Here is a 22,205-nt window from a genome sequence, read left to right as displayed (position 1 = left end):
GGTAAGAATAGGAGAGATAAATATGGAATTATCTGAAATTAAGCGAAATATAGATGAATATCGTAACAACCTAGCACAAATTAGGGGGTCTCTTTGACTTAGAAAATAAAGAGACAAATATTCAAGAATATGAAGAAATGATGACTGAACCTGACTTTTGGGATGATCAGAATAAAGCACAAGAGGTTATTGATAAAAATAATGCATTAAAATCAGTTGTAAATGGTTATCATGAATTAGAAGAAGAAGTTGAGGATATGACGGCAACTTGGGAATTATTACAAGAAGAGTTAGATGATGATGTAAAGAGTGATTTAGAACAAAATGTTCTCGACTTCAAAGAGAAAGTTGATCAGTTTGAATTGCAATTATTATTAGATGGTCCTCATGATGCGAATAATGCAATTTTAGAATTACATCCGGGTGCTGGAGGTACTGAATCACAAGACTGGGCTAGTATGTTACTACGTATGTACCAACGTTATGGTGAACAACAAGGGTTCAAAGTTGAAACTGTTGATTATTTACCAGGTGATGAAGCGGGCGTCAAAAGTGTCACATTGTTAATTAAAGGGCATAATGCGTATGGTTATTTAAAAGCCGAAAAAGGTGTTCATAGACTAGTTAGAATTTCTCCATTTGATTCATCTGGGCGCCGTCACACGTCATTTGCTTCATGTGATGTCATTCCGGAATTTAATAATGATGAAATTGAAATAGAAATTAATCCTGACGATATTACAGTAGATACATTTAGAGCATCAGGTGCTGGAGGTCAGCATATAAATAAAACAGAATCTGCAATTCGAATTACGCACCATCCAACAGGCATCGTAGTTAATAACCAAAATGAACGTTCACAAATTAAAAACCGTGAAGCAGCGATGAAAATGTTAAAAGCCAAATTATACCAATTAAAATTAGAAGAGCAAGAACGTGAAATGGCTGAAATACGTGGTGAACAAAAAGAAATTGGTTGGGGAAGCCAAATTCGTTCATATGTTTTCCATCCTTATTCAATGGTAAAAGATCATCGAACAAATGAAGAGACTGGTAAAGTTGATGCAGTCATGGATGGGGAGATTGGACCATTCATTGAATCTTATCTAAGATATACAATGAATCAAAGTGACAATTAATGTAATAGAATTGAAAATAGGAGTGAGATAGAGTGCGTTTTGAATTCTTTATCTTACTCCTTATTTTTTTGAAAATCTAAATAATAGCTAAGTAGATGTAAATTGAAATGTTTTTTATTACTAGAGTATACAATTTCAAATGTTATTTAAGTCCTTTTTAACCTTTATATTACAAGCCGATAACATTGAACTTCTACAAAATATGTTGTGCTACAGTATAAAAGAATAATAATATAAAACAACAAAGGAATGACAACATGATTAATAAGACTCTTACAGTAACATTGACTTCTATTGCAGCTTTAGCAGGTTTAAGTGGTTTAGCTAATGCACAAGAACATACAAATTCAACACCTTCAACTTCACAACAATCAAATAATAATAATAGTCAAGTGGAGCAAGAAACAAATCTAGGATTAACAAATAAAGATATCGTTAAAGTTAAAGCTGGCGATACATTATACCAAATTGCGTTATCACATCACTTATCACTTGAACAATTATATAACTTTAATCCAGGTGTAACTGCATTAATTCATCCAGGTGACTTAATTGCAGTAAGTGAAAAAGGTGCAGCAAAATTAGAAAATAAAGAGATCAATTATGCACAAACTTATGCAGAAACAATAGCATTTAATCAATCAGATGTGGTAGCTCAATCGGTAAGTGCTAGCACAACAAATGTGACTGGTTACAATATTGTACCTACAAGTGCACCTACAACTACTACGCACGATTCATACCATTCACCAGTGAATACACCAGTATCGTATCAACATGTTACAACTGCCAATCAAGGTAATCGTTATAGTTTCGGAAATTGTACATACTATGCATTTGATCGTCGACAACAATTAGGACGCTCAATTGGTAGTTATTGGGGTAACGCCAATAACTGGGCATACTCAGCAAAAAATGCCGGATTAACAGTAGATAATCGCCCAGAAGTAGGTGCTATTTTCCAAACAACTGCTGGTTATTATGGTCATGTAGGTGTCGTGGAACATGTTAATCAAGATGGATCAGTATATGTTTCAGAAATGAACTGGAATGGTCATTATAACCATGTTACAAACAGAACAATTACAAACACTTCAAGCTATAATTTTATTCACTAACAAATTTATAGACATTATTTTTAATATATTCAGATGTCAGAGTTCAATGGCTATGCAATTTAGCATAGTTATTGAACTCTTTTTTATACGGTATGCCGTTTTATAGAAATTTATAGGAAGATTAAACGAATTAGCGAGACATAGTTAGAGCAAGGGCGTGTTTTATTGTATATAAATAGTTAGTAACCGCTTTGTGTACATTTTAGGAATATAATCTAATCTTTAATTAAAGTACTTATCACAATACATTTCTATGTAACTAGTATATATTGGGTAACAAAAGAAAAATGAAATAATTGTTATGTATTGGAGTAAGCTCGATGTAAACGAATATTTAATAATAGTTTTGCGCTTTTTACGCATAATTGTGTTTTCAAAATAGAATAATAAGGTGGAATTAATGTTGGGAAAAGTCATTTTAATTACAGGAGCAACGAGTGGTATTGGTTATAAAACAGCAGAATATTTAGCAGCACAGGGAAATATAGTTTATGGCGCTGGTCGTAGGATAGAAAGCCTTGAAAATATAAAACAGGTGAACCCATTAAAACTAGATTTAACAAATGAAGCTTCAATCAAAACGGCAATCGATACAATTATCGCAAACGAAGGAAGAATTGATGTACTCGTTAATAATGCTGGTTATGGTTCATATGGTGCAATCGAAGATGTCACAATTGAAGAAGCGAAACAGCAATTTGAAGTAAATATATTTGGTTTAGCACGTATTACACAGCTCGTTTTACCACATATGAGAGCACAACAATCAGGACATATCATTAATATTTCATCTATGGGTGGACGACTTACAACTTATTTTGGCGCTTGGTATCATGCTACGAAATATGCATTAGAAGCTTTTAGCGATGCTTTACGAATGGAAGTAGAGGAATTCGGGATAGAAGTATCTATTATTGAACCAGGTGGGATTAAAACAGATTGGGGTATCATCGCTGCAGATAAATTAGCTGATTCTGCAAAAGGCGGTGCCTATGAAGCTACTGCGATGAAAGTGGCTCAAAGTATGAAGAAGCAATATCATTCTAATTTGCTTTCAAATCCAATGGTAGTCACAAAAGCGATTTCAAAAGCCATAGATAGTAATAAACCTAAACCACGTTATCTAATAGGATTTGCAGCTAAACCTCTTGTGTTTTTACATGCTATATTGCCAACCAAAGTATTCGATAAAATGATGAAAGCTTCAAATTCAATTTAACGAATCGTAATATAATCATTCGACAAATTGTATACATAAGACACCTCGATAGTTCATTTAAGTGTGAAACTATGCTGAGGGTCTTATTTTTTATACTTTTTCAACATTTACAATGTATAAAGAATTGACACTTCTCATTGAAATGTTGATTGATATAATAAATGTAAGTATAATCTTTATTTAATAGAGTATGGAGGTAAGGTAAAATGGGTGTTCATCAATACTTTAAGAGACTTTCTGATTTAGAGAAATTAATTCGCTTACCAGGTAAATTTAAATATTTTGAACATAATGTTGCTGCTCACTCTTTTAAAGTTACTAAGATTGCACAATATTTAGCGACTGTAGAAGAACATCATGGTAATACTATTGATTGGAAAAGTTTATATGAAAAAGCACTAAATCATGATTTTGCAGAAGTGTTTACTGGTGATATTAAAACACCAGTGAAGTACGCTAAAACTGAATTGAAAATGTTGTTTTCTCAAGTTGAACAAGATATGGTGGACACGTTTATTAATGAAGAAATACCTGAACCTTATAAAGATATTTATCGAGAACGACTACAAGAGGGGAAAGATGATTCGTTAGAGGGTCAAATTTTATCCGTAGCCGACAAAATTGATTTATTGTATGAAACGTTCGGTGAAATACAGAAACGTAATCCCGAGGACTTATTCTTTGAAATTTATGAACACAGCTTGGAAACAATCATGCAATTTGATCACTTAAGTTCTGTTCAAGATTTCATAGAAAATGTCATACCTGAAATGCTAACTGAAAACTTCATTCCTCGAGCAGAATTGCGAGAAACTACTATGGCGATTTTAAATCGAAGAAGTAGGTGAGATAAATGATTTGGTACGCTTTAGCTGCATTTTTTCCATGTGTATTAGTCGTGTTGTTTAGTGTCATAACTCGAAGTAAATGGGTTGGTGTTATTGTGACATTAATTTTGATAGCTGCTTCAATTTACAAAGGGTTCTTTCACAATGAATGGATAATCTTTATCGATGTAGTATCCTTATTAGCTGGATATGTCATCATAGATAACCTTGAATTTCATAAGCATCAAGACTAAACATTATTAAACAGAACTTTTGAATGTTACTGTAAGTTGGTTTATAGTGTAAATGCACAATTTGTCCAAATGGAAGTGAAAATTTAAAGTGTATTTAAGAGCGGGCGTCATTAAATTATATATGAATAAATCACACGCATTAGTGGAATATAAAATAAGAATAAATGTTTTTGAAAATACAAACGTAAGCGAACAAACGTTTGTATTTTTATTTATATGTTTGATAAAATAGTCTTAAGTGAGCGTAGTTTACAAATAATAGAAAATTATAAAGTGAATGAATTTATGAATTTCACTTAATAAGGTCGTTTAAGCTATTTCAGTAGAATTTTTATTAAGAATAAAGATATAAATTTAAACAAATCATTGTTAAAGATTCGTACATCATTTATTTACACCATAGTTTTAAAAAATAGTTAAGAATGCTTAATTCGAGGAGGGCTTATCAGAATGGTGGAACATTACCCGTTTAAATTGAATTCTGAGTTTGATCCACAAGGGGACCAACCACAAGCAATAGAGAAAATAGTCAAAGGTGTTAAAGAAGGAAAGCGTCATCAAACGCTTTTAGGAGCCACTGGGACAGGTAAGACATTTACAATGAGTAATGTTATTAAAGAAGTGGGGAAACCAACGCTCATCATTGCACACAATAAAACATTAGCGGGACAACTTTATAGTGAGTTTAAGGATTTTTTTCCTGAAAATAGAGTAGAATACTTTGTTAGTTATTATGATTACTATCAACCAGAAGCCTATGTACCTTCTACAGACACGTTTATTGAGAAAGATGCCTCAATTAATGACGAAATTGACCAACTACGACATTCTGCCACAAGTGCATTATTTGAACGTGATGATGTCATTATCATAGCCAGTGTCAGCTGTATCTATGGTTTAGGTAATCCGGAAGAATATAAAGATTTAGTAGTAAGTGTTCGAGTTGGTATGGAAATGGATCGAAGTGAACTGCTTCGTAAACTCGTAGACGTACAATATTCTAGAAATGATATTGATTTCCAACGTGGTACATTTAGAGTACGTGGCGACGTGGTGGAAATTTTCCCAGCTTCACGTGAAGAAATGTGTATTCGTGTTGAATTTTTTGGCGATGAAATTGATCGAATTCGAGAAGTTAATTATTTAACGGGAGAAGTCATTCGCGAACGTGAACATTTCGCGATTTTCCCGGCGTCTCACTTCGTAACACGTGAAGAAAAAATGAAAGTTGCCATAGAACGTATTGAGAAGGAATTAGAAGAGAGATTAAAAGAATTAAAAGATGAGAATAAGCTATTAGAAGCACAACGTCTAGAGCAACGAACGAATTATGATTTAGAAATGATGAGAGAAATGGGATTCTGTTCGGGTATCGAGAACTATTCTGTACATCTAACGTTAAGACCTTTAGGTTCAACACCTTATACGTTACTAGATTATTTCGGTGATGACTGGTTAGTAATGATCGATGAGTCTCACGTTACATTGCCACAAATAAGAGGGATGTTTAATGGTGACCGTGCGCGTAAGCAAGTGCTAGTAGATCATGGTTTCCGATTACCTAGTGCGATGGATAACCGACCATTAAAATTTGAGGAGTTTGAACAAAAAACGAATCAATTGGTATATGTATCAGCTACACCAGGACCTTATGAGATTGAACATACCGATGAAATGATTGAACAAATTATCCGTCCTACTGGTCTTTTAGATCCTAAAATTGATGTTCGACCAACTAAAAATCAAATTGATGATTTACTTAGTGAAATTCAAGAACGTATTGATAGAGATGAACGTGTCTTAGTCACAACGTTAACTAAAAAAATGAGTGAAGACTTAACGACTTACATGAAAGAAGCGGGTATTAAAGTTAATTATTTACACTCAGAGATTAAAACGTTAGAACGTATTGAAATTATTCGTGACTTAAGAATGGGTACGTATGATGTAGTTGTGGGTATCAATCTATTAAGAGAGGGAATTGATATACCGGAAGTTTCATTAGTTGTTATTTTAGATGCAGACAAAGAAGGCTTCTTACGCTCAAATCGCTCATTAATTCAAACGATAGGTCGTGCTGCACGAAATGAGAAAGGTGAAGTGATTATGTATGCCGATAAAATTACCGATTCGATGCAGTATGCGCTTGATGAAACACAAAGACGTCGTGATATACAAATGGCACATAATGAAAAATATGGAATCACACCTAAAACAATTAATAAGAAAATTCATGATGTTATTAGTGCTACGGTTGATAATGATGAAACAAATGAAAAACAACAAACCGAATTACCTAAGAAAATGACCAAAAAAGAAAGACAAAAAACAATTGAAAATATAGAAAAAGAAATGAAAAAAGCAGCTAAAGATTTAGACTTTGAAAAAGCAACAGAATTAAGAGATATGTTATTTGAATTAAAAGCAGAAGGGTGACAGTTAAATGAAGGGACCAAGTATTATAGTAAAGGGTGCACGTGCACATAACTTAAAAGACGTAGACATTGAACTTCCAAAAAATAAATTAATTGTTATGACAGGGTTATCTGGGTCAGGTAAATCGTCTTTAGCATTTGATACGATTTATGCTGAAGGGCAAAGACGTTATGTAGAATCATTAAGTGCATATGCGCGTCAATTTTTGGGGCAAATGGATAAACCAGATGTCGATACGATAGAGGGATTATCACCAGCTATTTCAATTGACCAAAAGACGACAAGTAAAAATCCCCGCTCAACAGTAGCAACGGTAACGGAGATTTATGATTATATTCGTTTGTTATACGCACGAATAGGCAAGCCATATTGTCCTAATCATAATATTGAAATTGAATCTCAAACTGTGCAACAAATGGTTGATCGCATTTTAGAACTTGAAGAACGCACTAAAATTCAAATTTTAGCGCCAGTTGTTTCTCATAGAAAAGGTAGTCATGAGAAACTTATCGCAGATATTGGTAAAAAAGGCTATGTACGTCTTAGAGTTGACGGCGATATTGTCGATGTCAATGAGGTTCCTGAATTAGATAAAAATAAAAACCATACTATCGAGGTAGTCGTAGACCGTTTGGTAGTTAAAGATGGTATTGAAACACGTTTAGCAGATTCAATTGAGACAGGTTTAGAATTAGCTGATGGCAATATTACTGTCGATGTAATTGATGGAGAGGACCTTAAATTTTCTGAGAATCACGCTTGTCCAATTTGCGGGTTCTCTATTGGTGAATTAGAACCTAGAATGTTTAGTTTCAATAGCCCGTTTGGTGCTTGTCCAACTTGTGATGGTTTAGGCCAAAGATTAACAGTCGATCTTGATTTGGTAGTTCCAGACCCTAATAAGACTCTAAATGAAGGTGCGATTGAACCATGGGAACCTACGAGCTCTGATTTTTACCCAACTTTATTAAAACGCGTATGCGAAGTATATAAAATTAATATGGATAAGCCATATAAAAAGTTGACTGATAGACAGAAAAACATATTAATGAATGGTTCAGGTGATAAAGAAATTGATTTCTCTTTCCACAGTCGTAACGGTGGGACACGTCATAGAAGAATGAAATTCGAGGGTGTTGTTGCCAACATTGACCGTCGTTATCATGAATCACCATCGGAATATACACGTGAAGTAATGAGTAAATACATGACTGAACTGCCTTGCGAAACTTGTCACGGTAAACGTTTAAGTAAAGAAGCGCTATCTGTTTACGTTGGTGGATATAATATTGGAGAAGTTGTCGAATATTCTATCAAGAATGCATTAAATTACTATGAAAATATTGAGCTTTCAGAACAAGATAGAGCTATTGCAAATCAAATTTTAAAAGAAATCATTTCAAGATTGTCATTTCTAAATAATGTTGGATTAGAATATTTAACACTTAATCGTGCGTCAGGCACTCTTTCTGGTGGTGAAGCACAACGTATTCGATTAGCGACACAAATCGGTTCACGCTTAACAGGGGTACTTTATGTGCTTGACGAACCCTCTATTGGTTTACACCAACGTGATAATGATCGTCTGATAAGTACATTAAAAGAAATGCGAGATTTGGGCAATACACTTATTGTTGTTGAACATGATGATGACACTATGCGAGCAGCTGATTATCTCGTAGATGTCGGTCCTGGTGCAGGTAATCATGGTGGTGAAATCGTCTCTAGTGGCACACCAAGTAAAGTCATGAAAGATAAGAAATCTTTAACAGGACAATATTTAAGCGGTAAGAAACGTATCGACGTTCCTGAACATCGTCGAGAAGTAACTGATCGCAAAATTAGTATCAAAGGTGCACGAAGTAATAACTTAAAAGGTGTAGATGTAGATATTCCATTGTCTGTAATGACAGTTGTAACAGGTGTGTCTGGTTCAGGTAAAAGTTCACTAGTTAATGAAGTATTATATAAATCATTAGCTCAAAAAATAAATAAATCTAAAGTTAAACCGGGCGCCTTTGACAGTATTGAAGGTATTGATCAATTAGATAAAATTATTGAAATTGACCAATCTCCTATCGGTAGAACGCCACGTTCTAATCCAGCCACTTATACTGGCGTATTTGATGATATACGTGATGTATTTGCTCAAACTAATGAAGCGAAAATTCGTGGTTATCAAAAAGGACGCTTTAGCTTTAATGTTAAAGGTGGGCGTTGTGAAGCTTGTAAAGGTGATGGCATTATTAAAATTGAAATGCACTTTTTACCTGATGTGTATGTTCCATGCGAAGTTTGTGATGGAAAACGCTATAACCGTGAAACATTAGAAGTTACTTATAAAGGTAAGAATATTGCTGAAGTGCTCGAAATGACAGTGGAAGAAGCAACGTATTTCTTTGAAAACATTCCTAAAATACATCGTAAATTACAAACACTTGTAGATGTTGGTTTAGGTTACATCACGCTTGGACAACAAGCTACAACACTATCAGGAGGAGAAGCACAACGTGTTAAATTAGCATCTGAATTGCATAAACGTTCAACTGGTCGTTCCATCTATATTCTTGATGAACCTACAACCGGTTTGCACGTCGATGATATTAGTCGTTTGCTAAAAGTGCTTAATCGTCTAGTCGAAAACGGTGACACAGTTGTGATTATTGAACATAATCTAGATGTCATTAAAACAGCAGATCATATTATTGATCTAGGACCTGAAGGTGGCGATGGTGGTGGTACACTAGTAGCTACTGGTACACCAGAAGAGATTGCAAATGTTGAATCATCATACACAGGTAAATATTTAAAAACGGTACTTGAACGAGATAAAGTAGAATAAATTAAATTATAGATTATGGAAATTAATAGTAATTTAAGGGGTCATAGATATCTCGCATTAATTGACTTAACTGAGAAGACGCTCATATCGAGCTTTTCTCAGTTTTTTTAATAACTAAACATCAAACTCAACAAAGGGAATTGTAATAAGAAATTCAATAAGTGAGGTTAAGTAATCCAATACAAACTATATGTTGTTCCCTTAATCATTTAAAAGCAATCTAAGGTGTATATGAAACAAATATATTAGGATTTCTTCTTTTTTATATTAATCTTGTCTTTATTTTTGATATGATAATAGGTGAATGAATTCAAGTGAAAATTTTGAGGTGAACTCATGTTAACGACAGAGAAATTAGTCAAATTACTTAAATTAGAATTGTTTACAGGTGAAAAAGGATTACATAAACCTATTAAAAATACGGATATTTCTAGACCAGGTCTAGAAATGGCTGGATATTTTTCACACTATGCTGCAGACCGAATTCAATTACTAGGTACTACAGAATTATCGTTTTATAATTTGTTACCAGACGAGGAACGTCATGGACGTATGAGAAAATTATGTCGTCCTGAAACACCTGCAATTATTGTGACAAGAGGATTAGAACCTCCGCAAGAGCTGATTGATGCCGCTCAAGAAATGGATACACCACTCATCGTATCAAAGGATGCAACTACAAGTTTAATGAGTCGATTAACGACCTTCCTTGAACATGAATTAGCTAAGACAACATCATTACATGGTGTGTTAGTCGATGTTTATGGTGTGGGTGTGTTAATCACTGGAGATTCTGGTATAGGTAAGAGTGAGACTGCACTTGAATTAGTGAAACGAGGTCATCGACTCGTAGCTGATGATAACGTAGAAATTCGTGAAATAACTAAAGATGAATTAATAGGGACACCACCTAAATTAATTGAGCACTTACTAGAAATTAGGGGTCTCGGTATCATCAATGTCATGACATTATTTGGAGCGGGGTCAATCCTCACACAAAAACAAATTCGTCTTAACATTAACCTTGAAAATTGGGATAAAGATAAACTGTATGACCGAGTTGGATTGAATGAAGAAACATTACAAATTCTTGATACAGAAATCACTAAAAAAACAATTCCTGTAAGACCAGGACGAAATGTTGCAGTCATTATAGAAGTCGCAGCGATGAATTATCGTTTAAATATAATGGGGATTAATACAGCTGAAGAATTTAATCAACGTTTAAATGAAGAAATCTTAAAAAAAGGTCATCAAAGCAAGGAGAACTAGAACATGCTTTTTAATCTGAATTATATTGATCCTACTGCATTTAGCATAGGTCCACTTTCAATAAAATGGTACGGTATCATTATTGCGGTAGGAATCCTTATTGGTTATTTCATAGCTCAAGAAAGCTTGAAATATGTTGGTTTACATAAAGATACGCTTGTTGACGTCATCTTTTACAGTGCCATCTTTGGGTTTATCACTGCACGTATTTATTTCGTGATTTTTCAATGGCCATATTACGCCCAAAACCCTTTTGAAATTCCAATGATATGGCATGGCGGTATTGCAATACATGGTGGTCTTTTAGGTGGATTTATCACTGGTATTATTGTATGTAAAATTAAAAATTTAAATCCATTTCAAATTGGTGACATTGTGGCACCAAGCATTATTTTAGCTCAAGGTATTGGACGTTGGGGTAACTTTATGAATCATGAAGCTCATGGGGGTCCAGTCTCAAGAACCTTTTTAGAAAATTTACATATTCCAGAGTTTATTATTCGTAATATGTATATTGAAGGGATATACTACCATCCAACATTCTTATATGAATCTATATGGGATATATTGGGATTCATCATATTAATTACAATTAGAAAGCATCTTCGCGTAGGTGAAACATTCACACTGTATTTAATATGGTATTCAATTGGACGTTTCTTTGTAGAGGGGTTAAGAACGGATAGTTTAATGCTAACAAGTCATATTAGAGTAGCGCAATTGGTATCAGTTATTTTAATCATAATTGGTTTGGTTATTTTAATTTATCGTCGCATTAAATACCAGCCACCATTGTACAAAGAAGCAGGTCCGTTAACTTGGAATAGCTCTAAGGCGAAAGTGAAATCATGAGACGGTTAACTAAAGAAGACCATCATAAGATTAATCCGCTATGGCGGATTTATAGTTTAGTACGTTTTCCCAAAGTATTTACCAATACATTGCTTATTGAATTATGTCGTTTTATACCAAATTTAAAATGGAAACGTTGGATATATATTAATCTATTGAACATGACCATTGGACAACATACTGCTATTGCCTATAAAGTAATGCTTGACATCTTTTATCCGCAACTCATTACAATTGGCAATAATTCTGTAATTGGTTATAATACAACAATATTAACGCACGAAGTATTAGTGGATGAATATCGCTATGGCCCAGTGTACATTGGTGACCATACATTAATTGGTGCAAATTCGACCATTCTACCAGGTGTACATATTGGTAATCATGTAGTCGTTAAAGCTGGAACAGTTGTATCAAAAGATATACCAGATTATGCCATTGCATATGGCAATCCTATGCAAATACATCATAAATAAAGAGAGGTGACAAAGAATGGCGCAAAACAATGACAAAATTATCTCGATGAAATTTGATGAACCATTTTATCGTAAAATGGCTGATCAAAAATATAGAATGCAAGATTTTAATAAGGCAGTAGAATACTATAAAAAAGTGCTTGATTTGTCACCACAAGATTTTGATATTAAATTAAAGTATGCTTATTGCTTAAATAAACTTAATTTAGGTAGACGAGCTGAGCATTTGTTTTATGACAGCATTATTGAAGGTAATCATGTTGCCGACAGTTTCTATCAACTTAGTCAATTAAACATTGACCTTAATGAGCCAAACAAGGCCTTCTTGTTTGGTATTAATTATGTGATTTTAACTGATGATACTGACTTTCGAGAAGAATTAGAAAAAACATTCGAAGTGTCTTATATGAGTGAAGATAAAATTCAACTTGAAGCACAACTTTTCTCAACGCAATTACTATTCCAATATTTATTTTCTCAAGGAAGATTACAAGATGCACGTAAATATATTTTGAATCAAGATGAGAAAATTCAAGAACATAGAGTCATTCGCAACTTATTAGCAATGTGCTATTTGTATTTAAGTGAATATGAAATTGCTAAAGATATGTTTGAAGCGTTATTGGCTGAAGATAATTCAGATGTACATGCACTATGTCACTATACATTGCTACTTTACAATACGAATGAAAAAGATAAGTATCACAAATATCTTAAAATATTAAGTAAAGTAGTACCAATGAATGATGATGAAAGTTTTAAATTAGGCATAGTACTAAGCTATTTAAAACAGTACGATGCATCTCAACAAATATTATTACCACTTTATAAAAAAGGTAAGTTTGCCTCAATTCAAATGTTTAATGCATTGAGCTTTAATTATTATTACCTCGGAAATAAAGAACAGAGTAAAGTATTTTGGGAGAAGTTACTGCAAATTTCTAAAGTTGATGTGGGCTACGCACCTTGGGTACTTGAAGAGAGTAAACAAACATTTGATCAAAAAATATTACCACTGTTATTAGATGATGATAGCCATTATAGACTTTATGGTGTGTTTTTATTAAATCAATTAAATGGTAAAGAAATATTAATGACTCAAGAGATTTGGTCTATTTTAGAAACAATGAATGACTATGAAAAACTTTACCTTACTTATTTAGTACAGGGACTGCATTTAAATAAATTAGATTTCATTCACAAAGGTTTAGTGAGTTTATATGAAATGGACGACATACAGAAAGATACGGAATTATTTATAAGTTGGATTGATAAAGGTGAAGGGTTAATTGCGAACGATGTTGATTTTAGTGAAGTTGACAGATATGTAGCTGCACATGCTTATCTATATCATCGTTATTATCATAGCCATATGACTAAAAAGAAAATTATGGAATTGTTTAATATATCACGTTATAAGTTAGATAACGCAATTGATCAATTGTTGAGCATATAAATTTAAAGATTTCAAATATTAATATATAATGCGCATGATATTAAAAACGTAGGAGGCATAAAAATGACTGAAATAAATTATGATGTTGCAATTATCGGTGCTGGACCAGCCGGTATGACTGCAGCAGTTTATGCATCACGTGCAAATTTAAGCACAGTAATGATTGAACGAGGCATGCCTGGTGGACAAATGGCAAATACAGAGGAAGTAGAGAACTTCCCAGGATTCGAAATGATTACTGGTCCAGATTTATCAACTAAAATGTTCGAACACGCTAAAAAATTCGGTGCTGAATATCAATATGGAGATATTAAATCAATTGAAGATAAAGGTGACTATAAAGAAATTAATTTAGGCAATAAAGAGATAACAGCTCGTGCGGTAATTATTTCAACTGGTGCTGAATATAAAAAAATTGGTGTCCCTGGTGAACAAGAACTAGGTGGACGCGGTGTAAGTTATTGTGCAGTATGTGATGGTGCATTCTTCAAAAATAAAAACTTATTTGTAATAGGTGGCGGGGATTCTGCCGTTGAAGAAGGTGCATTCCTAACTAAATTCGCAGATAAAGTTACAATTGTACACAGAAGAGATGAATTAAGAGCACAAAAAATCTTGCAAGATCGTGCGTTTAAAAATGACAAAATCGATTTTATATGGAGTCATACTTTAAAATCGATTAATGAAAAAGATGGAAAAGTAGGTTCTGTAACACTTGTTTCTACCAAAGATGCCTCTGAACAAACTTTAGATGCAGATGGGGTGTTCATCTACATTGGTATGAAACCATTAACAGCACCATTTGTGAATCTAGGAATTACGAATGATATGGGCTATATTGTAACTGAAGATAATATGAGTACGAAAGTGCCAGGTATATTTGCGGCTGGTGATGTTAGAGATAAAGGTTTACGTCAAATTGTAACAGCTACGGGTGATGGTAGTATAGCAGCACAAAGTGCTATTGATTACATTGAAGAATTAAAAGATAAGCAAGAAGCATAAATAAGATTAGGCTAGAGCATGCAGTCACATCATATAGTGATTAAAGCATGAATTCTAGCCTTTTTTATTTAATTCAATATTAGATTCAGATATCGCAATAATAGTTACGATAAGTAGCTCATATGATATTATGAAAGTAAATTAACGATATTCTAAAACGTATGTATATATTAAAAAGATTAACTAGGCGGTGTCAAAATGACGAACCATAAAGAAAATGAAATGAGTAAAAGTGAACTATTAGTAGTAACAGGTCTATCCGGTGCGGGTAAATCAGTGGTCATACAATGTTTAGAAGATATTGGTTACTTCTGTGTTGATAATCTACCACCTATTTTACTCCCTAAATTTGTAGAATTAATGGAACAAGGTAATCCTTCTTTGCAAAAAGTAGCTATTGCTATAGATTTAAGAGGTAAAGAATTATTTAAATCATTAGTAGAAGAAATTGATGCAATCAAAAGTAGAAACGATGTAATTGTAGATGTCATGTTTTTAGAGGCGGAAACAGAAAAACTAATTTCTAGATACAAAGAATCTAGACGAGCTCACCCTTTAAATGAAAATGGACAAATGTCTTTGATGGATTCAATCTTAGAAGAAAAGCAATTGCTTAGCAATATTCGTACAATCGCTAATTATATTGTAGATACAACTCAATTGACGACGAAAGAACTTAAAGCTAGAGTGAAAGAAAAATTTGAAGATGAGAATTTTAAATCCTTTAGTATCAATGTATCAAGTTTCGGCTTTAAACACGGTATACAAAAAGACGCAGATTTAGTATTTGATGTCCGTTTCCTCCCAAATCCTTATTATGTTGAAGACTTAAGACCGATGACAGGAGAAGATGAACCAGTTTACCATTATGTTATGAAATGGAAAGAAACTGAAATATTTTTCGAAAAATTAATGGATTTACTGAAATTTATGATACCAGGTTATAAAAAAGAGGGTAAATCACAATTAGTAATTGCAATAGGTTGTACAGGAGGTCAACATCGCTCTGTTGCGTTAGCTAAACGCATTGGTGAAGAATTAACAGAAATATTTGATTATAATGTCTATGTTCATCACAGAGATGCACATATCGAAAGTGGCGTGAGAAAATGAAACAATTAAAGATTGTACTCATAGGCGGTGGAACAGGCCTATCAGTATTGGCGAGGGGGCTGAGAGAGTACCCCATTGATATAACGGCCATCGTTACTGTAGCTGATGATGGTGGCAGTACTGGTAAAATACGTAGTGAGATGGATATACCTGCTCCAGGTGATATTAGAAATGTTATCGCAGCACTAAGCGATGCTGAACCGGTCATAGAAGAATTATTTCAATATCGATTTAAAGAAAATCAAATCGAAGGACACTCACTAGGTAATTTATTACTAGCAGCCTTAACAAATATAAAGAATGACTTCGGTCATGCAGTTAAAGAATTAAGTAAGATTTTAAATATTAAAGGTAAAGTGATTCCTTCAACGAATACTAATGTTATGCTAAACGCAGTGTTAGAAGACGGAGAAATTGTACGAGGAGAATCTCAAATACCAAAGAAAAACAAATGTATTGATCGTGTTTTTTTAGAACCTGAAAATGTTGAACCTATGGAAGAAGCAATTGACGCATTAGAAGATGCAGATTTAATCGTGCTTGGACCTGGATCACTATACACAAGTGTTATTTCGAATTTATGTGTTAAAGGTATGTCAGAAGCTATTTTACGTTCTAAAGCACCTAAATTATACATATCTAATGTTATGACTCAACCGGGAGAAACATCAGATTACGATGTTATGGACCATATTCAAGCGATACATAAACATGCTGGAAGTGATTTTATTGATTATGTCATCTGTAGTAATGATAAATACGATGATAAAGTGTTAGAACGTTATAGAGAGCGTAATGCTAAACCGGTTGTTATGGATGAACATAAAATTACAGATCATAATATTAGAATGATTACGTCATCTAATTTAGTCGAAATATTAGATGATCATTTAGTACGTCACAATACTAAAGTTTTAGCAAGATTGATCTATGATTTAGCACTTGAAATGACAAGTACGATTCAATTTAGACCTAAAAAATAACACTTCTAATCATCTGTATAACTATGGTATGATATAGGGCGTATGTTTATTAATGTATTCGCGTAATATAGTGCAACTATATAGGATGTTAGTTACATGTATATATATAATTGATTAGAGGGGGAAATGTGATGAGTTTTGCATCAGATATGAAGAATGAATTAACACGCATTGATGTTGATGAAAGCAATGCCAAAGCAGAGCTTAGCGCATTAATTCGTATGAACGGTGCACTTAGCCTATCTAATCAACAATTCGTAATTAATGTTCAAACAGAGAATGCTACGACCGCTAGAAGAATTTATTCATTAATTAAACGCATATTTAATGTAGAAGTGGAAATTCTAGTTCGTAAAAAAATGAAATTAAAGAAAAATAATATTTATATTTGTCGTACAAAAGTGCGAGCTAAAGAAATTCTAGATGAACTTGGTATATTAAAGAATGGTACTTTTGTTCACGATATTGATGCTAGCATGATTAAAGATGATGAAATGCGTAGAAGTTATTTAAGAGGCGCATTTTTAGCTGGAGGATCTGTAAATAATCCAGAGACATCATCCTACCATTTAGAAATATTTTCTCAATATGAGAATCATTCTGAAGGTTTAACTAAATTAATGAATAGTTATGGATTAAATGCTAAACATTTAGAACGAAAAAAGGGTAGTATTGCTTACTTAAAAGAAGCTGAAAAAATTTCTGATTTTCTAAGTTTAATAGGTGGATACCAAGCATTATTGAAGTTTGAAGATGTGCGAATTGTTAGGGATATGAGAAATTCAGTGAATCGTTTAGTAAATTGTGAAACTGCAAACCTTAATAAGACTGTAAGTGCCGCTATGAAACAAGTAGAAAGTATTCAGTTAATTAATCAGGAAATCGGATTAGATAATTTGCCTGATCGCTTAAGAGAGATTGCCAAACTTCGAGTTGAGCATCAAGAAATCTCTTTAAAAGAACTAGGAGAAATGATATCGACTGGTCCGATATCTAAATCTGGAGTCAACCACCGTTTAAGAAAGTTAAATGAACTTGCAGACAAAATTCGAAGTGGTGAAAAAATAGAATTATAAGTATAAACTCGTCATGGATTGGCGAGTTCTTTTTTTAGAACTAGGGACTTGGATCCCTGAAAAGTCCCTGAAATTTAGTTTTCTTTGGTTTTTAATTAAAAGACAAATAAAAAAGAACGAGCCTGGGACATAAATAATATGATGATACTATTTTGCAAATTCGCAGTAGCTGTCTGAACTCAGAAGCCGCTTAAATCAAGCTTTTCTCAGTTCTAGTAATCCTTGCGGGCGGGGCCCCAACAAAGAGGATTTCACTAAGAAATTCTACAAGCAAAGCAAGTTGAGAGAGGGACGACGAATTTAAAAAGAATTCTGTCACACTTCCATTCTTGAAATTAAAATGTGCATAATTAAAGCTATTAGCCTCCTCGAGAGGAGTCGAACCTCTATCTTAAGAACCGGAATCTTACGTGCTATCCGTTACACTACGAGGAGATATTAAATGATAAAGACAAATTTCTGTACTAATTGTTATTTTAAAAGTACAATCTGAATGTATGTTTATAGTGTACAAAATCTATTAAAATATGGTCAACTTTTCTTAGTGCTAGATGAGTTTAAATTTTGACCATTTTTGACTTTTGATGTAAAATACTAATTAACAGTTAATCACAAGGAGGAAATATAAATGAATTTAATTCCTACAGTAATTGAAACAACAAATCGCGGTGAACGCGCATACGATATTTATTCACGTTTATTGAAAGACCGTATTATTATGTTAGGTTCTGCAATTGATGATAATGTAGCAAATTCAATTGTATCACAATTATTATTCTTACAAGCTCAAGACTCTGAGAAAGACATCTATCTATATATTAATTCTCCAGGTGGTAGTGTCACTGCTGGATTTGCAATTTATGATACAATCCAACATATTAAACCAGATGTACAAACAATTTGTATCGGTATGGCTGCATCAATGGGTTCATTCCTATTAGCAGCTGGCGCAAAAGGTAAACGCTTTGCATTACCAAACGCTGAAGTTATGATTCACCAACCATTAGGTGGTGCACAAGGACAAGCAACTGAAATCGAAATTGCTGCTAACCACATTTTAAAAACACGTGAAAAATTAAACAAAATTTTAGCTGAACGTACAGGTCAAAGTATTGAAAAAATTCAAAAAGATACTGATCGTGATAACTTCTTAACTGCTGACGAAGCTAAAGAATATGGTTTAATAGATAATGTTATGCAACCAGAAGAAAAATAATCAAATTTAACCATGGCATAGAAATGGGGGGTGTTTAAACTAACACTCCCCGTTTTTTTATGACTATTTTAATTGTTTGAAGAATGTTTTAGGAACAGTCGAATAGATATAATAAATAAAATAATGCCAATTAAAATGAAAGATATGGACATTAAAATAATTATTAAATTATGTTCGAAAGCGAAAACACCATTGAGTATAAGAAATAGACTTGCGATGATAAGTAGAATATAAGTTAATTTCTCGTCATTCATTTTTAAAACTCCAATTAAATTATTATGCATCTATTAAATCTTCGAAAGCAATTTTTAGATTAGGATAGTTAAATGTAAAACCGAGCGCATCCAGTTTATTTGGTAATACCTTTTGCGTATCTAAAACAACCGTAGACATTTCACCAAGTGCTAATCGCATTAGGAATGATGGCACCCACGTTTCGTGAGGGCGATGCATGACACGCGCAAGTGTGTACCCAAATAAATTTTGGCGTTCAGCAATTGGTGCAGCCATATTGAATGGACCTTTTGCTTTAGGATTATCGATTGTGAATAGAATTGCGCGTACTAAGTCATTAATGTGAATCCATGAATACCATTGGAATCCAGATCCTAATTTACCACCTACGAAGAATTTATAAGGAAGCTTCATCGTCTGTAAGGCGCCTCCATCATCAGATAAAATCATGCTAAATCTGCCAAGTATTACTCGCGTACCAAATGACTCAAAGCGTTTAGCAAAACGTTCCCACTGATAAACCACATCAGATAGAAAATCAAACGGATGTGTTTGATATTTTTCTGTATAAGTATGATATAAACTAGGTGGATAATAACCCATCGCACTAGCATTAAAGAGCACTTCAGGTTTATGTTCTCGGTCGCTAAATAAATCGACAAGTGCTTGAGTTGACTGAATACGACTAGTCATAATCAATTGTTTATATGATGGTGTCCAGCGTTTATTTAAAGTTGCACCAGCCAAATTAATAACAACATCTATATCTGGAACTAGGGACATCCAACCGTCTTTTGACCAATTAACATAAGAAATCTTTGGATCATCACTTTGCTTATCACTACGAGTTAGTATTGTAATATGTACATCGCGATTCTTTAATTCATTTACTAATTGACTTCCTACCATTCCAGTTCCGCCAGTTATTAAGAATTGCTTCATATTTACACCTCTATTAATTTATAGTATTAAGATAGCCTTTCTATTATCATCATTGAACTTTTGTTGTTCAAAAAATGTACAATGATTAGTCAATAATATGTCATTTACTAAGCTGTAAACAGGATTTAAATTATCTAAAGTTAAGTTATAATTAATTTGTACCTTCGCTATAGTAGATTTCAATATCTTTGAGTAAACTGAGTATACCCCATAGACTACACAAAATAAACGAAGGTCAATTTTGACTCCCTTTAGTAGAAGCCCATGCGAGAATCGTGTGGGCTCTTTGTATATCTATTATAGTACTAATGAATAAAGATTAAGAATAATATGATTAGAGGAATGAAAATGACTAATAAAAATATAAGGTCAAACTGAGATGTATGACTGTCATCATAATCATCATTATTCAACATCATAGATTTTAGATTATGTTTAGGGACATTTTCATCTTCAAATATATCTTCAGAAACAAATTTTTTCATTATGTCTCACACTTTCACATTATAATAAAATTAAATTTGCATAATTGATGTTTGTAATTACTTATGATGTTATCATATATAAGTGATTATGCATCATTATAATTAATGTCTTAAACCTTTTTATTTCATTTCCGCGCGAATTACTGTAAAATTATATGCTACATTTAGGGGACTAGACAATTTTAATATATTAAAGTGAGGTAACTTATGTCTAAGAACAATAGAAATAGAGATGACTTTGGTGAACCGGAAAAGAAAAAAATGAGTGGCATTTCGAAACTTATTAGTACGATTATCGTTTTATTATTATTAAGCGGATTAGCATTTGCGATTTTTGCATTTGTAGATCATTCAAATCGTTCAAGTGAACGCTTAAACAATCAATCAACTGAAGAGCACAAAGATAAAAATGATAAAAAAGACAAAGAAGATAAAGACAAGAAGGATAAGTCAGATAAAGATAAAAAAACAAGTGAAGATAGTTCGAATGTGACTCAAGAGAATGTTACGCAGCAAACAGCGCAAACCCAACAACGTCAGACACAACAAGCAACACCTTCAACTCAGCAAAGAACTAAACAACAACCATCAAGGGAAGAGAAACAAAGAACCAAAGAAGCACAGACTAAGGAAGAAAAAACACAAGAGAAAACAACTAAAGAAGAAGCTACAACAGAAGAAACTCGCACTAAAGAACAAGCAACTCAAGAAAGTAACAGTAATAATAGTAGTGATAATAATTCTAGTGAGTCAAATACGGATAAGTCTAATAGTAACCAGACAAGCAATCAAACTAGAACGCAACAATCACCACAGACCCAACAACGATCAACAACTCAGTCGTCTACGCAGCAATCAACCTCAAGACAAACTTCACAACGAAGTGCTACGTCTAGTCAAAGTCAGTCAAGCCAAGAATCATCAAATAGTAATGAATAATATAGTTAGTAGTTATCAAAGTGAGATTTTGAAACAGTCATGTTTCAAGTCTCACTTTTTACTTTTTTAAAACATCCAATTGAGTAAAAAGGTAAAAATAATTGAAAGCAAAATAGAAATGATTAGTGAAGAAAGGCAACCAAATGGACAACCACAACCATAATGATATCTTATTGAATAGTTGTTACGTTCATTATGATCATTACCATTAAAATAATTATCATCTTTATATCTACGATCTTCAGGGTCAATGACTTCTACATTATTATCATTTTCTCGAGCCATTTCTTCATCCTCCTTAAATGAATTTCTTATATTGTA

At 33.2% G+C, this 22,205-nt stretch carries 21 protein-coding genes; 17 read left to right on the top strand and 4 right to left on the bottom strand.

Going from position 1 to position 22,205, the window contains the following annotated elements:
• Positions 1-22 precede the first annotated feature (22 nt).
• From prfB to clpP, 16 genes are all read left to right on the top strand, one after another.
• A protein-coding gene (gene prfB / locus EQ029_RS09890) for a peptide chain release factor 2 (protein WP_100208218.1) occupies positions 23-1,139 on the top strand; the annotation gives its coding sequence in 2 pieces (ribosomal slippage) (positions 23-94 and positions 96-1,139; 1,116 coding nt in all).
• Positions 1,140-1,399: 260 nt separating this feature from the next.
• Positions 1,400-2,257, top strand: a complete 858-nt coding sequence (locus EQ029_RS09885) for a COG3942 and LysM peptidoglycan-binding domain-containing protein (RefSeq protein WP_029376648.1) — start codon at positions 1,400-1,402, stop codon at positions 2,255-2,257.
• 400 nt (positions 2,258-2,657) lie between these two features.
• On the top strand, positions 2,658-3,476 hold the full coding sequence (locus EQ029_RS09880; protein WP_016930979.1) for an oxidoreductase: 819 nt from the start codon (positions 2,658-2,660) through the stop codon (positions 3,474-3,476).
• 206 nt (positions 3,477-3,682) lie between these two features.
• Entirely contained in the window at positions 3,683-4,324 is a 642-nt protein-coding gene (locus tag EQ029_RS09875) for a YfbR-like 5'-deoxynucleotidase (RefSeq protein ID WP_016930980.1), read from the top strand.
• A gap of 5 nt (positions 4,325-4,329) precedes the next feature.
• Positions 4,330-4,557: a CsbA family protein gene (locus EQ029_RS09870; protein WP_011276396.1), complete on the top strand. Its 228-nt coding sequence runs from the start codon at positions 4,330-4,332 to the stop codon at positions 4,555-4,557.
• A 450-nt stretch (positions 4,558-5,007) separates the two neighbouring features.
• Positions 5,008-6,993: an excinuclease ABC subunit UvrB gene (uvrB, locus tag EQ029_RS09865; protein WP_057504670.1), complete on the top strand. Its 1,986-nt coding sequence runs from the start codon at positions 5,008-5,010 to the stop codon at positions 6,991-6,993.
• Between the two features lie 7 nt (positions 6,994-7,000).
• Positions 7,001-9,835, top strand: a complete 2,835-nt coding sequence (gene uvrA, locus EQ029_RS09860; RefSeq protein ID WP_016930982.1) for an excinuclease ABC subunit UvrA — start codon at positions 7,001-7,003, stop codon at positions 9,833-9,835.
• A gap of 336 nt (positions 9,836-10,171) precedes the next feature.
• On the top strand, positions 10,172-11,107 hold the full coding sequence (gene hprK / locus EQ029_RS09855) for an HPr(Ser) kinase/phosphatase (RefSeq protein WP_011276393.1): 936 nt from the start codon (positions 10,172-10,174) through the stop codon (positions 11,105-11,107).
• A 3-nt stretch (positions 11,108-11,110) separates the two neighbouring features.
• Positions 11,111-11,959 carry a prolipoprotein diacylglyceryl transferase gene (gene lgt / locus EQ029_RS09850; RefSeq protein ID WP_016930983.1) on the top strand — a complete coding sequence of 283 codons (849 nt, stop codon included), beginning with the start codon at positions 11,111-11,113 and terminating at the stop codon, positions 11,957-11,959.
• Positions 11,956-12,435 (top strand): acyltransferase, encoded by a 480-nt coding sequence (locus tag EQ029_RS09845; protein WP_016930984.1) that lies wholly within the window; start codon positions 11,956-11,958, stop codon positions 12,433-12,435. Before lgt ends, EQ029_RS09845 begins: the two co-directional genes overlap by 4 nt.
• Before the next feature lie 16 nt (positions 12,436-12,451).
• On the top strand, positions 12,452-13,891 hold the full coding sequence (locus EQ029_RS09840; RefSeq protein ID WP_016930985.1) for a tetratricopeptide repeat protein: 1,440 nt from the start codon (positions 12,452-12,454) through the stop codon (positions 13,889-13,891).
• A 63-nt stretch (positions 13,892-13,954) separates the two neighbouring features.
• Positions 13,955-14,896, top strand: coding sequence for a thioredoxin-disulfide reductase (trxB, locus tag EQ029_RS09835; protein ID WP_016930986.1), 942 nt, complete (start codon positions 13,955-13,957; stop codon positions 14,894-14,896).
• Positions 14,897-15,094: 198 nt separating this feature from the next.
• The gene (rapZ, locus tag EQ029_RS09830; protein ID WP_011276388.1) at positions 15,095-16,009 is read left to right on the top strand and encodes an RNase adapter RapZ; all 915 of its coding nucleotides are present in this window, start codon (positions 15,095-15,097) and stop codon (positions 16,007-16,009) included.
• Positions 16,006-16,992, top strand: coding sequence for a gluconeogenesis factor YvcK family protein (locus EQ029_RS09825; protein WP_016930987.1), 987 nt, complete (start codon positions 16,006-16,008; stop codon positions 16,990-16,992). Before rapZ ends, EQ029_RS09825 begins: the two co-directional genes overlap by 4 nt.
• Positions 16,993-17,123: 131 nt before the next feature.
• Positions 17,124-18,068 (top strand): DNA-binding protein WhiA, encoded by a 945-nt coding sequence (whiA, locus tag EQ029_RS09820; protein ID WP_016930988.1) that lies wholly within the window; start codon positions 17,124-17,126, stop codon positions 18,066-18,068.
• Between the two features lie 628 nt (positions 18,069-18,696).
• Complete coding sequence (gene clpP / locus EQ029_RS09810; protein ID WP_016930989.1) at positions 18,697-19,284, top strand: ATP-dependent Clp endopeptidase proteolytic subunit ClpP; 588 nt, start codon at positions 18,697-18,699, stop codon at positions 19,282-19,284.
• A gap of 68 nt (positions 19,285-19,352) precedes the next feature.
• Here the strand turns inward: clpP and EQ029_RS09805 are convergent, their stop codons facing one another.
• From EQ029_RS09805 to EQ029_RS09795, 3 genes are all read right to left on the bottom strand, one after another.
• A complete protein-coding gene (locus tag EQ029_RS09805; protein ID WP_076684465.1) occupies positions 19,353-19,538 on the bottom strand; it encodes a hypothetical protein in 186 nt (61 codons plus the stop codon).
• 22 nt (positions 19,539-19,560) lie between these two features.
• Positions 19,561-20,460, bottom strand: a complete 900-nt coding sequence (locus EQ029_RS09800) for a TIGR01777 family oxidoreductase (protein ID WP_016930991.1) — start codon at positions 20,458-20,460, stop codon at positions 19,561-19,563.
• Between the two features lie 305 nt (positions 20,461-20,765).
• On the bottom strand, positions 20,766-20,945 hold the full coding sequence (locus tag EQ029_RS09795; RefSeq protein ID WP_033079631.1) for a hypothetical protein: 180 nt from the start codon (positions 20,943-20,945) through the stop codon (positions 20,766-20,768).
• Positions 20,946-21,152: 207 nt separating this feature from the next.
• Between EQ029_RS09795 and EQ029_RS09790 the strand changes: the two genes are divergently transcribed.
• Positions 21,153-21,884: a DUF4887 domain-containing protein gene (locus tag EQ029_RS09790; protein WP_037558389.1), complete on the top strand. Its 732-nt coding sequence runs from the start codon at positions 21,153-21,155 to the stop codon at positions 21,882-21,884.
• Between the two features lie 66 nt (positions 21,885-21,950).
• On the opposite strand, the gene EQ029_RS09785 is transcribed toward EQ029_RS09790, so the two are convergent.
• Positions 21,951-22,169 (bottom strand): hypothetical protein, encoded by a 219-nt coding sequence (locus EQ029_RS09785; RefSeq protein WP_033079633.1) that lies wholly within the window; start codon positions 22,167-22,169, stop codon positions 21,951-21,953.
• Between the last annotated feature and the right edge of the window lie 36 nt (positions 22,170-22,205).

Origin of the sequence: Staphylococcus haemolyticus (assembly GCF_006094395.1) — a bacterium.
Taxonomy (GTDB): domain Bacteria; phylum Bacillota; class Bacilli; order Staphylococcales; family Staphylococcaceae; genus Staphylococcus; species Staphylococcus haemolyticus.
Note: the sequence above shows the minus strand (reverse complement) of the source record. Positions and strands in the feature narration are given on the sequence as shown.

Bases quoted from the DNA above. Each gene is read 5' to 3' on its own strand.
- clpP (WP_016930989.1), top strand. From the start codon at position 18,697: ATGAATTTAATTCCTACAGTAATTGAAACAACAAATCGCGGTGAACGC.
- EQ029_RS09875 (WP_016930980.1), top strand. From the start codon at position 3,683: ATGGGTGTTCATCAATACTTTAAGAGACTTTCTGATTTAGAGAAATTA.
- hprK (WP_011276393.1), top strand. From the start codon at position 10,172: ATGTTAACGACAGAGAAATTAGTCAAATTACTTAAATTAGAATTGTTT.
- EQ029_RS09880 (WP_016930979.1), top strand. From the start codon at position 2,658: ATGTTGGGAAAAGTCATTTTAATTACAGGAGCAACGAGTGGTATTGGT.
- rapZ (WP_011276388.1), top strand. From the start codon at position 15,095: ATGACGAACCATAAAGAAAATGAAATGAGTAAAAGTGAACTATTAGTA.
- uvrA (WP_016930982.1), top strand. From the start codon at position 7,001: ATGAAGGGACCAAGTATTATAGTAAAGGGTGCACGTGCACATAACTTA.
- EQ029_RS09825 (WP_016930987.1), top strand. From the start codon at position 16,006: ATGAAACAATTAAAGATTGTACTCATAGGCGGTGGAACAGGCCTATCA.
- EQ029_RS09795 (WP_033079631.1), bottom strand. From the start codon at position 20,945: ATGAAAAAATTTGTTTCTGAAGATATATTTGAAGATGAAAATGTCCCT.
- lgt (WP_016930983.1), top strand. From the start codon at position 11,111: ATGCTTTTTAATCTGAATTATATTGATCCTACTGCATTTAGCATAGGT.
- whiA (WP_016930988.1), top strand. From the start codon at position 17,124: ATGAGTTTTGCATCAGATATGAAGAATGAATTAACACGCATTGATGTT.
- EQ029_RS09840 (WP_016930985.1), top strand. From the start codon at position 12,452: ATGGCGCAAAACAATGACAAAATTATCTCGATGAAATTTGATGAACCA.
- EQ029_RS09785 (WP_033079633.1), bottom strand. From the start codon at position 22,169: ATGGCTCGAGAAAATGATAATAATGTAGAAGTCATTGACCCTGAAGAT.
- EQ029_RS09870 (WP_011276396.1), top strand. From the start codon at position 4,330: ATGATTTGGTACGCTTTAGCTGCATTTTTTCCATGTGTATTAGTCGTG.
- EQ029_RS09790 (WP_037558389.1), top strand. From the start codon at position 21,153: ATGTCTAAGAACAATAGAAATAGAGATGACTTTGGTGAACCGGAAAAG.
- uvrB (WP_057504670.1), top strand. From the start codon at position 5,008: ATGGTGGAACATTACCCGTTTAAATTGAATTCTGAGTTTGATCCACAA.
- EQ029_RS09805 (WP_076684465.1), bottom strand. From the start codon at position 19,538: ATGAATGACGAGAAATTAACTTATATTCTACTTATCATCGCAAGTCTA.
- EQ029_RS09800 (WP_016930991.1), bottom strand. From the start codon at position 20,460: ATGAAGCAATTCTTAATAACTGGCGGAACTGGAATGGTAGGAAGTCAA.
- trxB (WP_016930986.1), top strand. From the start codon at position 13,955: ATGACTGAAATAAATTATGATGTTGCAATTATCGGTGCTGGACCAGCC.
- EQ029_RS09845 (WP_016930984.1), top strand. From the start codon at position 11,956: ATGAGACGGTTAACTAAAGAAGACCATCATAAGATTAATCCGCTATGG.